This is a genomic window from Actinoallomurus purpureus (genome assembly GCF_024055795.1).
Lineage (GTDB): Bacteria > Actinomycetota > Actinomycetes > Streptosporangiales > Streptosporangiaceae > Actinoallomurus > Actinoallomurus purpureus.
Genome location: NZ_JAMXMY010000014.1, coordinates 185105 through 200103, shown reverse-complemented (window position 1 = coordinate 200103; position 14999 = coordinate 185105). Strand labels below are relative to the sequence as shown.

The following is a 14999-nucleotide window of genomic DNA, read 5'->3' as shown; positions in this document are numbered from 1 at the left end:
TACAAACCACGGCGTCCTCCCGAAACACGGGGGCACCGCCGGTTCGTGAGGGCCATCGCGCCATTCCGATAAAAGGAGACCGACGTGCTGAAAAAGACGTACGCCTTGGGCGGCCTTGTGATCGCTGCCGCTGCGGGCGTTGTACTGACAGGTTCGCCCGCGTCCGCCCAGGTGCCCACCTGGGACGGAGGCTGCTGTTCGGGCCACTCAAGCCACTTCCGGCACTCCTCGCGTCACAGCAACTTCAACGCGAACGAGAACGAGCTCTTCAACCACATTCGCCTCCGGATCCGGAACCGCAACAACAACATCGCCATCGCCCGCAACACTCAGGCGCAGGCGGAGAGGCAGCACGAGTTCCAGAACCAGCGGCAGTGGGAGGACCAGGACCAGAAGAACAAGCAGTGGGAGAAGCAGAAGGAGGACTAACACCTCCGGGCGCGATCGGTCTGCCGGCGACACCCTTCCTGGCGGCGGGCCCGCGGAGCCACGGCGCAGAGATCGTGCCACGGGCGTAATCCTTCATGTGCCCTGGCGCCCATCTCCTCGCGGCGTGACTGTTCTTCCCCACGACGTTCACCGCGGCAGAAAAGGCCGCGGTGAACGTCGTACCGCATGCGGGCCGACGATCCGGTGCCCTACGCCTCCGCCCAAAGAGCCCGGGTCGGCGAGCGGACCCCCGCGCACTCACCGCCCCTTGCGCGGCGAGTCGGCCTGCGCCTGCGCGCGGCAACACGTCAGGGCCGGCACCGCGCCCTCGGCGCAGTACGGCCGGATTCTCAGCTGCTCCTGCCGGGCCACGGCGTTCCCATGCCCGGCCGGCGTCCGACAGCCGACACCGGGCCACCCATGCCGGATATCCCCTATTCGTCCCTTCCAGCGGGCCACGGCGGCACAGCTCCCCGTTGCGGCCCGTGCAGAAGAAAGGCGAACGACAGTCGAGGCCCGGCTCGAATCTAAGGCCGAATCGGCACGCCGTCGACGACGACACGCCAGGCCAGACGAAGCCCAGAACGACGCCAGACCTCCGGTAAGGCATTCAGCCGTCCATTCCGGGTTGCTTGAGAAGCTAGTCAGAGAACCAGCCCATACGTCCGATTTTTAGAATTCGCTCTTTATTTTCTTCTTACCCTGTAGTTATCTTCTCGAGAAACTACGCGGGAATGTTACAAACCACGGCGTCCTTCCGAAACACGGGGGGCAGCGCCGGTTCGTGAGGGGCCATCGCGCCATTCCGATAGAAATAAGGAGACCGACGTGCTGAAGAAGACGCTCGCCATCGGCGGTCTGGCAATCGCCACCGCCACAGGCGTCATGCTCACCAGTTCGCCCTCGTCCGCCCAGATTCCGACCTGGGGTGGTGGCGGCGGCTGGTCGTCCAGCCACCACTTCCGCTTCCGGGCGCACCACCGGAACTTCAACGCGAACGAGAACGAGCTCTTCAACCACATCCGCGTCCGGATCCGCAACCGCAACAACAACATCGCCATCGCCCGCAATGACCAGGCTCAGGCGCAGAAGCAACACGAGTTCCAGCGCCAGCGGGAGTGGCAGGACCAGGACCAGAAGAACAAGCAGTGGCAGAAGCAGAAGGAGGACGACTACTACGGCCGTCCGGGCGCCACTCCTACGCCCGGCGCCCCCGGCAACTGACACTGATGCGGCGAATGGCGGTGCTACACAGCCACGTCAACGACTCGGGCCGATGAAACGGCCACAGGAGCCGCTGAGTCGCTAAGCCGCTCCCGCCGCGAGGGCGCCGGAGTGACCGCTCCGGCGCCCCTCTTTTGCCTACGACGAGTCGATGATCCCCACAAGGGATCTTCGAATCACCTTCCGACAATTGGCCCCGAAGCCCTTCGACCGGCACAACGCTCTCCCAACTCGGGGAGAGGTCGGGTCGCGTGGCGTTTCAGGACCATTTCAGCAAAGGAGACCGACGTGCTGAAAAACAAGAGCGCCTCTATGGGCCTGGTGGTCGCGGCAGCCGCCGGCGCCCTGCTCACAAGCTCGCCCGCACACGCTCAGGGCAGCCTCGTCCGCGATTGGCACCACCGTCACCACTTCTCCTTCCGCCACGTGCACCACCACGTGAGCCTGAACAGGAACCGGCCGCGCATCTTCATCCGGATCTTCATCTACAACAGGAACAACAACATCGCCATCGCCCGTAACGGCCAGGCGCAGGCGCAGAAGGAGCACGAGTTCCAGCGCCAGCGGGAATGGCAGCGCGAGAAGCAGCGGCAGCAGCAGAAGCAGCACGACCCGTCGACGGACGCCTTGCCGACCGCTGGTCCGACGACCACGGCGCCGACGCCGAATGCCACGCAGACCGCCTCCCAGGTGCGCCGGCCCCTGAACGCCGACGAGGCCTCGGGCCGTGCCGACGTGGCCCAAGGCCGCAAGGATGTCAGCGACGGCCGCAGCGAGCAGGCCGCCGACCGCAAGGACGATGCCGGCGCCCGCAGTCTCCAGGGTGGGACGCAGAGCAAGAGAAGCGCCTCGGGCGCTGATCAGAAGGCCGGGGAAGCGTCATGGTCGACGCCGTGACCTGCTCGTCTTGTCCGCATTCGAGCTGATTTTCACTAGTAAATACCTAAAGTTACGCCATCACCGTTACATCCATCGACGCACCATTGGCCCCGGGGCCGGAGCGAGACTCCAGCCCCGGGGCTTTCGTCGTCTCGGAGGCTTTTATGGGCAACTTACCCGACGATTGCCGTGCCAAGAGAGTTGTCGGGAAAGTACGCCTATGGCGCTCAAAACGGGCGCTGATGGCCATCGGGCCATTTCCGGCAACAAGGAGTTGACGTGCTGAAGAAGACAAGCGCCGCAGGCGGTCTGGTCGTCGCCGCTACCGCAGCCGGCATCCTGCTCACCGGTTCGCCCGCGTCGGCCCAGGTTCCCACCTGGCACGGGCACCACCGCTGGAGCTCCCACCACCACAACAGGAACGCCAACAGGAACGTCAACGTGAACAAGAACCGGATCATCGTGCGGGTCCGTGTCCACAACCGCAACAACAACGTCGCGATCGCCCGCAACGACAACTTCCAGTTCCGGTTCCGCCGCCACCGCTTCCACGACCAGGACCGGGACTGCTGCTTCCGTCGCAACCGGTTCCGGGACGATGACGACGGATTCAGCGGGCGCGGGTTCCTCAGGAACCGGGACGACGGCGCCTCGGCCGTCATCCGCGGCGACGACGTGTTCGCCCGAGCCGGTGACGCGCGCGCGTTCATCGACTGACCCGGAGCGGGAGGCCGACGCGCCGCCGGCTCGACGGCGATGACGGCGGCCGAGATCGGGAAAGTCGTCGCCTGAGCCAAAAGGCGGGGTGAAAGTTCCTCGGACGGGGCGCCGGAGTGGCCACTCCGGCGCCCTTTTCACTCCGACCCCCGGCGCGAAATCAGGCGATTAGTCCCTTCAAGGAAGGAGTTCGATGTGCTGACGAAGAAAAGCACCGCTGTCGGCCTGCTGAGCGCCGCGGTCGCTGCCGCGCTGTTCACGGCAACGCCCGCGACCGCGCAGCCGGATCTGACCCGGGGCGGCGTCACCCGGACCGCCTCCGCGCCGACTCGCGGCGACGTCGCGCAGGGCCGTGGCGAAGGAGTCGCGGTGGCGCAGGATGATCACCATCGCCGCCACTTCCGGCACCGCCGCCACTTCCGGCGTCATTTCCGCCGACATCACTTCCGGCGGCATCACTTCCGGCCGTGGTGGCGACACCACCGGCATCACTTCCGCCATCACTTCAGGCACCACCGGCATCACTTCCGCCACTTCCGCCGCCACTTCCGCCACCACCGGCATCACTTCCGCCACCACCGATTCCACCACGGCCGCATGGGCTTCCACCGCTTCAGGCACGGGCGTATGGGGTTCCGTCACGGTCGGATGGGCTTCCGGCACGGGCGGATCGGTGCCCGGCCGTTCCATCACCGCATGACGCGATTCGGCATCCACTAAGCCGATGTGAGGACGATCGCCGGGCCAACGGTGCGCGGACGGCCACGGGGCCGTCTACCGATCCAGCCAGCGGATCTCATACGGTGCGAGGGAGAGTTCGTCACCACCGACCCGCGTGCGGACCCGGCGGTCGCTCACATTGACGGCGACGGCCTCGTGCGGCTGGGCGAGCACCCGGACGCGCGCGTCGGCCGACGACAGGCCGACCAGCTGCGTGCCGGCGGGGAACCATCGGGCGAAATTCTGCAGGAGGGTCAGCATGCCCCCGGGTACGCCGCCGGTGCGTACGAGGGTGCTGATCCACAGGCAGCCCTGGCAGCGAGCGTCCTGTGCCTCGTTGTTCCAGTACAGGACGGTGGTGACGCCGGTCCTTGCCAACTCGATGAGCGCCGCCGCGTTGATGGCGAGACGCTTGTTCTCGGCCCACGGAAGGCTCTGCGGCTCGACGTAGTACTCGCTCCACCAGATCGGCAGGGTCGTCTTCGAGCGCAGCCAGGTGTCGATCGCGCCGAGCTTGCCGAGCGCCGTCACCTCGTCCGGATAGACGTCCCGGTCGTCGCTGGCCGTGGGCCCGTCCACCGCGATGAAGTCGGCGCCGTGCTTGTGCGCCAGCCAGTAGTCGATGGCGTCGATGACGCGCTGGTCGATGCTCCCCCAGGGCCCGCGCACCGCAGACTGGTGGCCCCGCACGAAGCTGTACATCGGGATGTACGGTCCGCCCACCTTGATCTGCGGGTTCACCGCCTTCACGGCGTCATAGACCGCGTTGTAGAAGTCGGTGAAGTCCTCGTACCGCCAGCGGTCGGCCTTCTTGTCGAAGAAGCCCTTGAGCTCGTTCCAGACGGCGAAGTAGTGCACGTCCGGATAGCGCCGGGCGACCGTGGCGGCGAGTTCGGCGTAGTCGCGGAAATGGTCGCGGGTCGGGGCGACCTCCAGCCTGCTCCAGTCCGTCGCGCCGGGCCTGCCGCCCTTCATCCAGTCGGGCGCGCAGCACAGGGTGATGACGGGAGTCCCCCGCGTCCTCCTGATGTACTGCAGGCGCTCGTCGAGCGAGCGGAAGTCGAAGGTGCCGGGCGTGGGCTCCGGATTGCCCGCGCCCCATCCCATGATGTGCTGGTTCTGCAGGACGGGCTGCCGTGAGATCGCGGCCGCGGCGGTGCTGCTGGCCGGTCCCTTGTCGGCGCTGTAGTCCGTGTGGGTGAAGCCCCACGCCGGCCAGTCGGTGACACCGCGGGCCCCCACGACGCCGATCGGCCGGGCCGGTTCACGGGCGTTCGAGGTGGCCGCGCGCCTGACCGCGAAGCCCAGGGTCGCGGCCAGCGCCGCGAGGAGCGTGGCACCGATGATCAGCATCGGCAGACGCGTGCGGAGGACCACGATGACTCGCCTCAGATCTCGTACGGCAGGCGCTTTATTCCGTTGTCGAAGCCGCTCAGCAGCAACTCCGGCTCACCGGTCGCCCGGATTCCCGGGACGCGTGTGAACAGCTCCCGGAACATGGCGGTGAGCTCCCGCCGGGCCAGATTGGCGCCCAGGCAGAGGTGAGGCCCTGGACCACCGAACCCGACATGCGGGTTGGGATCGCGGCCGATGTCGAAGACGTCCGGGTCGGCGAACACGCTCTCGTCCCGATTGGCGGACAGGTAGAACAGCACGACCTTGTCGCCCTTGCGGTAGGTCTGGCCGTTCATCTCGTGATCACAGGTCAGCGTGCGCCGGAACTGCATGATCGGTGAGACGTGGCGCACGATCTCCTCGATCGCCCCGCCGATCCGGGCGTCGAAGTCCGCCATCAGCAGCGCCCGCTGGTCCGGATGGTCGGTGAACAGTTTCAGCCCGTGCGCGAGGGCGTTCCGTGTCGTCTCGTTCCCGGCCACGAGCAACAGGTCGAAGAACGCCCCCAGCTCGCGCAGCGACAGCCGCTCGCCGTCGACATCGGCGTTCACCAGCGCCGAGACCAGGTCGTCGGCCGGTCGGCGGCGACGCTCGCGACCCAGCCGCGCGACCAGGCGGTGCAGCACGACGATGGCCTTGAGGTTGCCCGCCAGGAGGCGGAGCGTGCGGAGCCGTACGACGTCGCCCCGGACCCCGGAGTACGCCGTCATGGCGTCCACACAGGCGGCGACCTTGGCGTGGTCCCGCTCCGGGACGCCCATCATCGCGCAGATCACCCTGATGGGCAGGCGGGCCGCCACGTCGGCCAGGAAGTCGCCCGACCGGCGCTCCAGGACGTCGTCGACGATCGCGCCGGCGGTCGCGGCGATGTGCTCGTCGATGCCGGCCAGCCGGCGGGGTGTGAACGCGCGGGACACGATCCGCCGGAGCCGTGCGTGGCGTGGATCGTCCATGTTGACCATGGGCCGCCCGAACAGCAGGACGATCCACGGCGGGGGTTCGGGCGAGGTCGCCGCCGGTTCGCTGCTGAAGACCTTCGCGTTCCGGCTGGCGTGCACCACGTCGGCGTGGCGTACGAGTGCGTAGAAGCCCCGTCCCGCCCGGACGAACGGCACCCGCTGTTCCTTGACGAAGACCGGCCGGTCGCGCGCCCGCAGCCGGGCGAAGGCCGCCAACCGCTCCTCGGGGGGACGGGCCCAGAAGTCCAGTCCGGCGAGGTCGAGGTCGAGGTGCTCTGCCCGAGTTCGCGCGCCCATGAGGCCCCCCCTCCATCGCGGTTCGCGTGCCACCTGACGCTAACCCGCGAAAGCGGGATTTTGGGCCCGGCGGCCGGATCGCGCCACGTGGATGGGCTCGAATTTCTCGGCCTTACGGCCGCCCACGCGGCAATTCGCCGGAATTACGCCGGTTTCGCCCGGCGCGGGCGGCCGTGCGCCGGGCTCAGCGATACACGCGGACGTAGTCGACCTGGAGGGTCGAGGTCTTCCAGGCCGCCGCAGGCTGACCGGCTTCTCCGCCGACCGCCACGTTGAGGATGACGCCCGAGCGGGCACCGGCGGTCACCTTGTACGCCTTGGTGGCCGGCAGAGGCGGCCGCCTGCACCGACGAGCGGGCTCAGCCGGAGAAGACCGAAGGTTTCGTACGGGAAATAGGAATTCAGGTGTTCGGCCACTGTAACGGGCAACGGACGGAAGATGATGCCGTTTCACCCGAATGGCGGGAGCATTTTCACCAGTCGCCGGACCACTCCTATCACTATCCAGAATCGACGTTGCCGCCATACAATCCGTTCCTGAACACCTTGGTCAATCTCGACATACCCGCACACTATGGCCGCAAAAATGCCATCAAATGATTTGAGTTAAAGCACCTTCGTTGAGAGGTTCGGCTCGACGTTAATTCTGACAACCTCTGGTTTCGCGGGCGCATCCCAGGGGATGACGATAGCGGAATATGGAACTCGAAATCAGCCTGCACGACCCCTAAAGCCATGAGATCGTCCCGTGTTCACCGGATCCAGCAATTCCACCCTAAGGGGGTAAGCGAGCGCAATGACCGTCGATAGAGTAATGAAAGCGACCATACCTGCTTTTATGCTTATGGGAAATATCGCTTTCGCAGTGAGCGCAGCCGACTCAGCCTCAGCCCAGGCGATCATTCACGGCGGCTGTTGCCGGTCACATCGAAATCTGATTTCCGACCGCCACATCACACCACAACGCCAGAATATCATTATTAATAACAAATTCCAGATCCGTAACACCAGTAGCAGCACAAACGAACAAAAGCAACGCCAGAAGAACGATCAGGATCAGAAGCAACTCCAGAAGGCCGATCAGGATCAGAAGCAACGTCAGAAGATCGACCACGAGAAGTTTGGCGTCTCCTCATCTTCCAGCGCCGCCGGTGGCGGCGGAGGCGGTGGTGGGGGTGGGGGTGCCGGTGGCGCGGACGACGAAAGAGCCTTCAAGAAAACAAACGACACTGGCGCCGACAACGAATAGTGGGCGCAGAGGCGCCGCCCCCTATTGGAGATCTCCGGCGGTCGGTGGCCTCAAGGATCGCCGGCTGAGACATCGCCCTGACCAGAATCCACTCACGAGCGGGTAGGAGGCCACCGCGGGGCGTGGCGGCGACGCCCGGTCGACGAGGGGCCCGCACCGATGATCGATGCAGGCCCCTCATGTCGCAGCCGAAAGTGCCGGTCGGAGCACCGACTATCGCGCCTCCGCCTACGGCGCCCCCACTTCGTCGCTCTCGCCGCCGTGCCAGTGCTTCTTTTCGTTCTTGTTGTTGTTCTTGTTCTCGTTTTCGCTCTTCGAGTCGGCCCGCTGGCGCTGCAGGTTGTTGTTCTCGGTGTCGGTCCTCTGGTTCTGTTTGTTGTCGTTATCGTTGTCGTTTTTCGACTGCTGCTGCTGCTTCTGCTTCACGATGATGACGATCTTCCGTCCGTCATCGTGGCCGCCGCCGCCACCGCCGCCACCGCCACCGCCACCGGCTGCAGCCGAGGAAGAGCCCCAACCGGCGGCAGCTGCGGCCGCCCCGCCACCGCCGCCCCCACCACCACCGCCACCGCTGATCATTTGCTGAGGCGCGACGCTGACGGTTGCGGCGCTTGCCGTGTTGGCGGCGCCGACCGCCGTGGCGGCCGCCATCGCGAGGGTCAGAGCGGACACCGCACCCGTCATACATATGGACGTCTTCATTCTGACTAATCCTTCCTCGACTTATCCGCGACACTCCATGCTCTTACCGAGAGCAGCATTGGATTCATCGCATGGCTGAAAGGTCGCTCCATTAAGGACCTAATGGGCGATCTCATCATATGATCCGCGTAAGTGATCCCCGGGAGCCAAGTCCGCGAAACCCCCAGAAGCCAAGTCCGTGAAATCGCGGGACGCAAGATTTGATATGCGCGAACCCGTCCGACGGCCACGATATGCGAATAACGGACACTCATGCAGATTTTCCACGTCGGCACTTAATGCCACGATGCGGACATATCCCGAAGTAGGGCTGACCGGCGGCGATACATGACCGAAGGGCAAGCCTCAGCTCGCCCTTCGATGATCTGCTCCTGGCCGGATGGCAATCGGGCCCGCGCCGACGGTCGGTGCGGGCCCGCACACCCCGACACCCATGCGGGTGACAGATCAGATCATCACCTACGCTCCCGGCGCCCCCGGAGTCGGCCCAGGCGAAGGCGCTCCCCCTCCGTCGTCATCGCGAGGGCAGCTTCCCCAGAAGACACAGATCTTGAGCTTCTTCTTCTGCTCGTTCTTGTTCCAGTTCCAGCTCTTGCTCTCCGAGTCAGCCTTCTGATGCTGCTTCTGAGCGTTGATTACTTTGAGCTTCTGGTTCTGCCAGTTGTTGTTCTTGTTGTCGTTGTCGTTGTCGTTGTCGTTGCGCGACTTCTGCTTCGCCTCGGCCCTGCTGTCGTTATCGTCGCCATCGTCATGGGAGGTGATCCGCTGCGACGCGACGCTCACGGTCCCGGCGCCGACAGGAGCGGTCGCGCCCATCGCAATGACAGCCGCCCCCGCGAGGGTCAGGCCGGACAGGGTGAGCGCCATATACTTCGGTGCCTTCATGAAATTAACCCCTCATCCCGTTATACATGATGATCCACGCCTTATACAGGCCAGATCCCGATTCGATGCTTCAAGCTCCTAGTAGACCCGTTAGATCCATTAACGGGTCTACCGATGGATCGTGTCGCATGGTCCGCGTATGTGATCCCCTGGGGCTAACTGCACGAAACCACGAGATGCGAGATTTGACATTGCCCAAAAAGTATTCAACAGGAGCCGATAGCAGTAACCAGCCCCATTGGGTCCAATGTCCGTATATGTCGGGGTGGCGATGGCACCCATTGGCGGGCGTCGCAAATCTTGGTCAAGAGTCAGAAATGATTTATGGGCGAGCAGGCGCCACCGTCTCGGTTCATGATTTTCTAGTGTCGGCGATCTTGCGACGGCAATTCATTACGGACATGAGCCATGTCCGCTAATGCCCGGGAGGGCTTGATGGGTTCTTCTGTTCGAATAGCTGGCGTGCTTTCGGGCGCGGCACTGGCGGCGACGATGCCGTCGACGGCACAGGCACAACCGGCTGCGGAGCCGCACCAGACCATTACACTGCCGTGCAGTGGCTCGGCACTGGCTATTGCGGTCAACGCCGCCAACGCGATCCCGGCCACGCTACGACTCGCTCCGAAGTGCTCCTACAAAATCACCGCCACGTTGACGGTCAGCGGGGACGTCACCCTTCTCGGAGGGCCAGGCACGGCGATCAGGCCGGCAACGGCCTTCACCGGACGTCTACTCGACGTCACCAGCACCGGCAGGCTCAGTGTTCGAGGGGTCTCCATCCTGAGCGGCAAGGGCAACAGCGGGGACGAGGGCATCGGTATCCGCAACGCCGGCAACTTGGTGCTGAACTTCGTCACCATAAGCGGCAACACGGCCAACAACGGCAACGGCGCCGCATTGTCCAATCTCCAGAACGCCAGTGCGTCGATCAGCCACACCCTCATCATCGGGAACAACGCCACCGGAAGCTCTGGTGCCGGTACCGGCAGCGGCGGCGGCGTCATCAACCGGGGCACCCTCACGATCACCGACAGTCGCCTCTCCGCCAACACCGTCGCAGACGGCGGTGGCGCCATAGACACGCTGCCGACCGGTAACACGCACATCGCTCAAAGCACTCTCGACCACAACGTCGCCGGAGGAAACGGTGGTGGCCTCTTCAATTCCGGCATCACCTCCCTCGACCACACCCTCGTCGTACGCAACCACGCCGGCGTGACCGGCGGCGGGGTCTTCCAGAACAGCGGCACCATCACGGTGAACCAGTCGATCATCAGTGACAACACACCCAACAACTGTGCTCCCGCGGGCTCCGTTCCGACCTGCTCCGGATGACATCACGACGCTGCCTGAAATGACGCGAATTCAACAGACGGCAGCCTGAGCGGGTCACGGGGGACCTCCCCGAAGACTTCCGGTCTCACATGGATGGACCAGAAGTACACCACCCGCGAAACGGGGACTCGGATCCGTTACGGTCCGGGTCCCCTTCGCATGTGGCCAGGAGAACGGCCCGATACGGTTGGCGGAACTACTCCTGGAACGCGCCGTGAAGGTGGTCGTGGTGAACGAGCTACACCTGGCCGAACAGATGGCCAAGGTGCGGACCCGGGCAAAGCCCTGGCGTTCGATCATCGCGGCGGTGCTGGCCGTCCTCGCGATGGCCGGGTCGGTCCTCGCCCGGCAGCAGGTCCGGACGTCCGGCCAGCGGCTGCCGTGGCAGATGGCCGCGGTCGGCTGTGCGGTGGTGTTCTGCGTGTTGGCCTTCGCCGCGACGCTCGGGCTGTCCGGCCGGGCGCGGGACCTCATGCTGCCCCGGTTCGGCAACAGCCACGCCACGATGGTGCGGCTCGTCCTGGTCCTGGTCGGCGGTCTGACCACACTCGTGCTCACCCTGCAGCTGTTCGGCCTGCCCGTCGGGCAGCTCGTCCTCGGCGGCGCGCTGACGGGGGTGCTCGTCGGAATCGCCGCCCAGCAGACCCTCGCCAACCTCTTCGCCGGCATCATCCTGCTGCTGTCCCGGCCGTTCACGGTCGGTGACGAGGTACGACTGTCGTCCGGCCCGCTGGGAGGGGAGTTCCAGGGCACGGTGATGGAGATCGGCCTGACGTACGTCCGGCTCCAGGCCGACGACGGCGACTACCACCTCCCGAACGCCCAGGTCCTGTCCTCCGCCGCCGGCCCGCCCGCGGCCACCGGCCCTGACGCGGAGGCCGTTTCCGCCGGCGTCGTGCCGGGCGGTGCGGGCGCCGGCGCGCCGGATCCGAGCACGGCCGGCAGTGCCGGCGCCGAAGGCGCCGTCGCCGGTGCGAGCATCGCGGCGCAGACCACCGGCGGGACCGGTGCCGGCACGCAGGGCGACGGACGGAGTCATGACGGAGGGCCGGCCACCCCACGGTGACCGGCCCTAGCTAGGGCGTGCCTGACAGCTCCCGTCTGTAGCGAGCCGGACAGCGGATTAGTCAGACACGCCCTCGCGGCTGTGACTTAGAGCTCGCGCGGAATGGGCGGGCAGGCAGTCCATTCCGCGCGAGCTCTTAGTGACGCACGCCGAGGGCGCGGGCGAGCGTGCGGAACAGGTCGGTCTGGTCGGTGACCCCGACGACGTTCGCGGCCTGCGGGCCCTGCGCGGCGATCCGGACCTCGGTGCCTGTGTGCTCCTGCGACTGGCCCGGGGTGTTGGTCGCGTAGTTGATCTTCATGTTGGCACCGTCGGCCGTGATCAGCGTGGCCGTCTGGCCGGGGCTCTGCGCCTCGATCGGAATGATCTGGCTGGTGTGCCCGTGGTCGGCGGTGACGACGACGAGGGTGTCCCGGTGGTGGCGGGCGTAGTCGAGGGACGCCTGCACGGCCCGGTCGAACTCGACGTTCTCCCCGATCTGGCCGCAGGGGTTCGCGGCGTGGTCCTGCTTGTCGATCGAGGCGCCCTCGATCTGCAGGAAGAAGCCCTTCTTACCGTGCTTCGACCGCGCGTCGAGGAGGCCGATCGCCTTGTCGGCGAGGTCACGCAGATGCGGACCGCTGAACTGGGCGTTCGGCGTGCACTTGGCGGGGTCGGTCCCGCCGACCTTGGCGAGCGGGCCGGCCCACTCCAGCGGCATGTTGCCGTCGCTGAAGAGCCCGAGCAGCTTCTTGCCCGGCTTGGCCGCGGCCAGGCCGGCGCCGTCGGTGACGACGTTGTAGCCCGAGGCGGCGGCCTGGTCGAGGACGGTCTTGCCCTGGAACGTACCCGCCTTGACCGTCTGGGCGAACCGCGCCTTGCCGCCGCCGAGGTAGACGTCGGCGCCGGTCTGCACCTGCTGCTCGGAGATCGAGCCCGGGCCGCCGTTCGCCTTGTCCTGCTGCGGGCACTTGGCCATGTCGGCCGGGCCCTCGCAGGACCGGTCGGCGACGTGCGCGGCCAGGACCGCCGGGGTCGCGTCGCCCAGCTCCGCCGTCGTGACGTCACCGGTACGGAACCCGGCCTTCTTCGCCAGCTCCAGAACGGTCGGCTGCGGCCTGCCGTCCGGCGTCACCGAGATCGCCCCGTTGTACGTCTTGTGCCCGGTTGCCCAGCCGCTCCCGCTGGCGGCGGAGTCGGTGACGTAGTCAGGCTTGCTCGGGTCGCTCTTGTTCACGGCGTACGTGGTGTACTCACCGGTCAGGGGCAGCGTGTCCAGGGCCAGACGTCCGGCGGCGCCCTTGGCGTAGTTGCGGGCGATCGTGATCTCAGAGTCGCCCATGCCATCGCCGATGAGCAGGATGACATTGCGGGCCTTGCCGCCCTTGACCGCGGAGCGGACGGCGTCGGTCCGGTCGCCGCCGGATGCGAACGTCGGCATGGCCGTAGCGGTCAACGCACCGACGGCCACCGCCGCGATGGCACCACGGCGGATCAGCCTCGACGATGAGGTCATGTAACGGTCTCTCCTCAGCAAAGAAAACGTAAAACGCGCTGGTCGGAGGACACGTCATCAGTTCGGAATGGCACCGGGTCCGGTGGACGATGACGGGCGGGTGAACGCCCGGCGAAATCCTCCGTCGGCGGTCCGGCGGTCAGTGGTGTTTGCCGTGGCCGGGTCTCTTCTGCCGCCGCGGCTTGGTCCGCTTCGGCGGGGTCCGCTTGCCCTTGGGCCGGGCGGTGGGCGCCCGGTGCACGGTGGGCGACGGGTGGGAGGAGGCCGGTGCAGAGGGCGACGGCGTGGCCGCCGGACTGTGGGGGGTCGTCGGGCGGGCGAACCACCCGAATCCTCCGGCCAGCAGGGCGATCGCCAGCCCGCCGACCGCCAGCGGAAGCGCCCGGCGGCGCCGGTCCGGCTCGTCGGCGACCGGCAAGGCCAGGACCTGGGTCGCGCCACCGGGCGGATGGCCCGGGACGCCTGCCGTCCCCGCGGCCGGGAACGGCGCGGGCATCGGGACGCCGTCCAGCCGGGTACCGCCCGCGACCGTCACGCCGGGATCGGACCGCAGCCGGGTGGCCCGCTCGGCCACGGCCGCCGCCCCGGCGGGCCGCCTCGCCGGGTCCTTGACCGTCAGCGTGAGGACGAGGTCGCGGACGCCGGACGGCACGGACGCGGGAAGGCCGGGAAGGGGGGCGTCGCGGTGCGCGAGCAGCACGGCGGTCGCGGGCCCTTCGTACGGTGGCCGCCCGGTGAGCATCTCGAAGGCGATGACGCCGAGCGCGTACAGGTCGGTGGCGGCCGTCGCCTGCCGGCCCGTCGCCTGCTCCGGCGCCAGGTACAGCGGGGTGCCCATGAGCATGCCGGTCCGGGTCAGCGGAATGGCGTCCACGGCACGGGCGATGCCGAAATCGGTGATCTTGATCGAGCCGTCGCGGCCCACCAGGAGGTTCCCGGGTTTGACGTCGCGGTGCACGATCCCGGCGGCGTGCGCCACCGCCAGGGCGGTCGCGGCGGACACGATGACCTCGAGCACGCGGTCGGGGTCCATCGGCGCGTCGCGGGCGATCGTCGCCGCTAGAGACTCCCCTTCCACGTACTCCATGACGAGGTAGGGCGGCTCGTCACTCCGGCCCTCGTCGTAGTCGAAGACCTGGGCGATGCCGGGGTGGGACAGGGCCGCGGCGTTCTGCGCCTCGCGGCGGAACCGGTCGCGAAACTCCGGGCTGTCGGCGTACTCGCCGCGCAGCAGCTTGACCGCCACCGGACGGCCGAGGGCGGTGTCCTCGGCGCGCCAGACCTCCCCCTGGCCGCCGACGGCGACGCGCTCGACCAACCGGTACCGGTCGCCGAGGACCGTGCTCGGGCCGAATGTCATAGTCATCGTTCGCGCCACGATACCGACACAGAACGCCATGACTCACGCGATTGAGCGGACGGCAGCATCTATCGGGGCGAACACGTCAGGGGCGCCCCGATCACACGGGGCGCCCCTGACGTTCGCCGGGAGGCCCGGCGGTCATCTCTTGCGACGTTGTTCCGAGGGCTCGAGTTGGGGACCCCGCCCTCGTATCTGCGCTTGCGAGGACGACGTTAGCGGCGGCGGCGGGTGGAGTACGTGAGTACGGACGACTCATCTCCCGGCGGACCGGCGCGGGCCGATTG

At 66.9% G+C, this 14999-nt stretch carries 15 protein-coding genes; 7 read left to right on the top strand and 8 right to left on the bottom strand.

What is annotated here, in order from left to right; translation table 11 throughout:
* The first annotated feature begins 84 nt into the window (after positions 1-84).
* From NE236_RS25560 to NE236_RS25545, 4 genes are all read left to right on the top strand, one after another.
* On the top strand, positions 85-429 hold the full coding sequence (locus NE236_RS25560) for a hypothetical protein (RefSeq protein ID WP_252844675.1): 345 nt from the start codon (positions 85-87) through the stop codon (positions 427-429).
* Positions 430-1257: 828 nt separating this feature from the next.
* The gene (locus NE236_RS25555) at positions 1258-1653 is read left to right on the top strand and encodes a hypothetical protein (RefSeq protein ID WP_252844674.1); all 396 of its coding nucleotides are present in this window, start codon (positions 1258-1260) and stop codon (positions 1651-1653) included.
* 288 nt (positions 1654-1941) lie between these two features.
* Positions 1942-2550: a hypothetical protein gene (locus tag NE236_RS25550; protein WP_252844673.1), complete on the top strand. Its 609-nt coding sequence runs from the start codon at positions 1942-1944 to the stop codon at positions 2548-2550.
* A gap of 261 nt (positions 2551-2811) precedes the next feature.
* Positions 2812-3249 (top strand): hypothetical protein, encoded by a 438-nt coding sequence (locus NE236_RS25545; protein WP_252844672.1) that lies wholly within the window; start codon positions 2812-2814, stop codon positions 3247-3249.
* A 177-nt stretch (positions 3250-3426) separates the two neighbouring features.
* Here NE236_RS25545 and NE236_RS43780 read toward each other — a convergent pair whose 3' ends face one another.
* The 4 genes from NE236_RS43780 to NE236_RS43775 all read right to left on the bottom strand — a co-directional run bounded on the left by NE236_RS43780 (position 3427) and on the right by NE236_RS43775 (position 6927).
* A complete protein-coding gene (locus NE236_RS43780; protein WP_289850855.1) occupies positions 3427-3966 on the bottom strand; it encodes a hypothetical protein in 540 nt (179 codons plus the stop codon).
* Positions 3967-4023: 57 nt separating this feature from the next.
* Entirely contained in the window at positions 4024-5346 is a 1323-nt protein-coding gene (locus NE236_RS25535) for a GH39 family glycosyl hydrolase (RefSeq protein WP_252844671.1), read from the bottom strand.
* 11 nt (positions 5347-5357) lie between these two features.
* Positions 5358-6620: a cytochrome P450 gene (locus tag NE236_RS25530; RefSeq protein ID WP_252844670.1), complete on the bottom strand. Its 1263-nt coding sequence runs from the start codon at positions 6618-6620 to the stop codon at positions 5358-5360.
* Positions 6621-6804: 184 nt separating this feature from the next.
* Complete coding sequence (locus NE236_RS43775) at positions 6805-6927, bottom strand: hypothetical protein (RefSeq protein WP_289850854.1); 123 nt, start codon at positions 6925-6927, stop codon at positions 6805-6807.
* A 489-nt stretch (positions 6928-7416) separates the two neighbouring features.
* On the opposite strand from NE236_RS43775, the gene NE236_RS25525 reads away from it, so the two are divergent.
* Positions 7417-7869 carry a hypothetical protein gene (locus tag NE236_RS25525; protein WP_252844669.1) on the top strand — a complete coding sequence of 151 codons (453 nt, stop codon included), beginning with the start codon at positions 7417-7419 and terminating at the stop codon, positions 7867-7869.
* Positions 7870-8097: 228 nt separating this feature from the next.
* On the opposite strand, the gene NE236_RS25520 is transcribed toward NE236_RS25525, so the two are convergent.
* Entirely contained in the window at positions 8098-8571 is a 474-nt protein-coding gene (locus tag NE236_RS25520; protein WP_252844668.1) for a hypothetical protein, read from the bottom strand.
* Between the two features lie 459 nt (positions 8572-9030).
* Positions 9031-9456, bottom strand: coding sequence for a hypothetical protein (locus tag NE236_RS25515; protein ID WP_252844667.1), 426 nt, complete (start codon positions 9454-9456; stop codon positions 9031-9033).
* Between the two features lie 435 nt (positions 9457-9891).
* Between NE236_RS25515 and NE236_RS25510 the strand changes: the two genes are divergently transcribed.
* Both NE236_RS25510 and NE236_RS25505 read left to right on the top strand, forming a co-directional pair.
* A complete protein-coding gene (locus tag NE236_RS25510) occupies positions 9892-10791 on the top strand; it encodes a hypothetical protein (RefSeq protein WP_252844666.1) in 900 nt (299 codons plus the stop codon).
* A 229-nt stretch (positions 10792-11020) separates the two neighbouring features.
* Positions 11021-11857: a mechanosensitive ion channel family protein gene (locus tag NE236_RS25505; RefSeq protein WP_252844665.1), complete on the top strand. Its 837-nt coding sequence runs from the start codon at positions 11021-11023 to the stop codon at positions 11855-11857.
* A 136-nt stretch (positions 11858-11993) separates the two neighbouring features.
* On the opposite strand, the gene phoA is transcribed toward NE236_RS25505, so the two are convergent.
* Complete coding sequence (phoA, locus tag NE236_RS25500; protein WP_252844664.1) at positions 11994-13352, bottom strand: alkaline phosphatase; 1359 nt, start codon at positions 13350-13352, stop codon at positions 11994-11996.
* A 139-nt stretch (positions 13353-13491) separates the two neighbouring features.
* A complete protein-coding gene (locus NE236_RS25495) occupies positions 13492-14718 on the bottom strand; it encodes a serine/threonine-protein kinase (protein WP_252844663.1) in 1227 nt (408 codons plus the stop codon).
* Positions 14719-14999: the final 281 nt, after the last annotated feature.

Coding starts and splice junctions, on each gene's coding strand:
- NE236_RS25530 (WP_252844670.1), bottom strand. CDS start 6,620: ATGGGCGCGCGAACTCGGGCAGAGCACCTCGACCTCGACCTCGCCGGA.
- NE236_RS25525 (WP_252844669.1), top strand. CDS start 7,417: ATGACCGTCGATAGAGTAATGAAAGCGACCATACCTGCTTTTATGCTT.
- NE236_RS25520 (WP_252844668.1), bottom strand. CDS start 8,571: ATGAAGACGTCCATATGTATGACGGGTGCGGTGTCCGCTCTGACCCTC.
- NE236_RS25515 (WP_252844667.1), bottom strand. CDS start 9,456: ATGAAGGCACCGAAGTATATGGCGCTCACCCTGTCCGGCCTGACCCTC.
- NE236_RS25510 (WP_252844666.1), top strand. CDS start 9,892: ATGGGTTCTTCTGTTCGAATAGCTGGCGTGCTTTCGGGCGCGGCACTG.
- phoA (WP_252844664.1), bottom strand. CDS start 13,352: ATGACCTCATCGTCGAGGCTGATCCGCCGTGGTGCCATCGCGGCGGTG.
- NE236_RS25495 (WP_252844663.1), bottom strand. CDS start 14,718: ATGACTATGACATTCGGCCCGAGCACGGTCCTCGGCGACCGGTACCGG.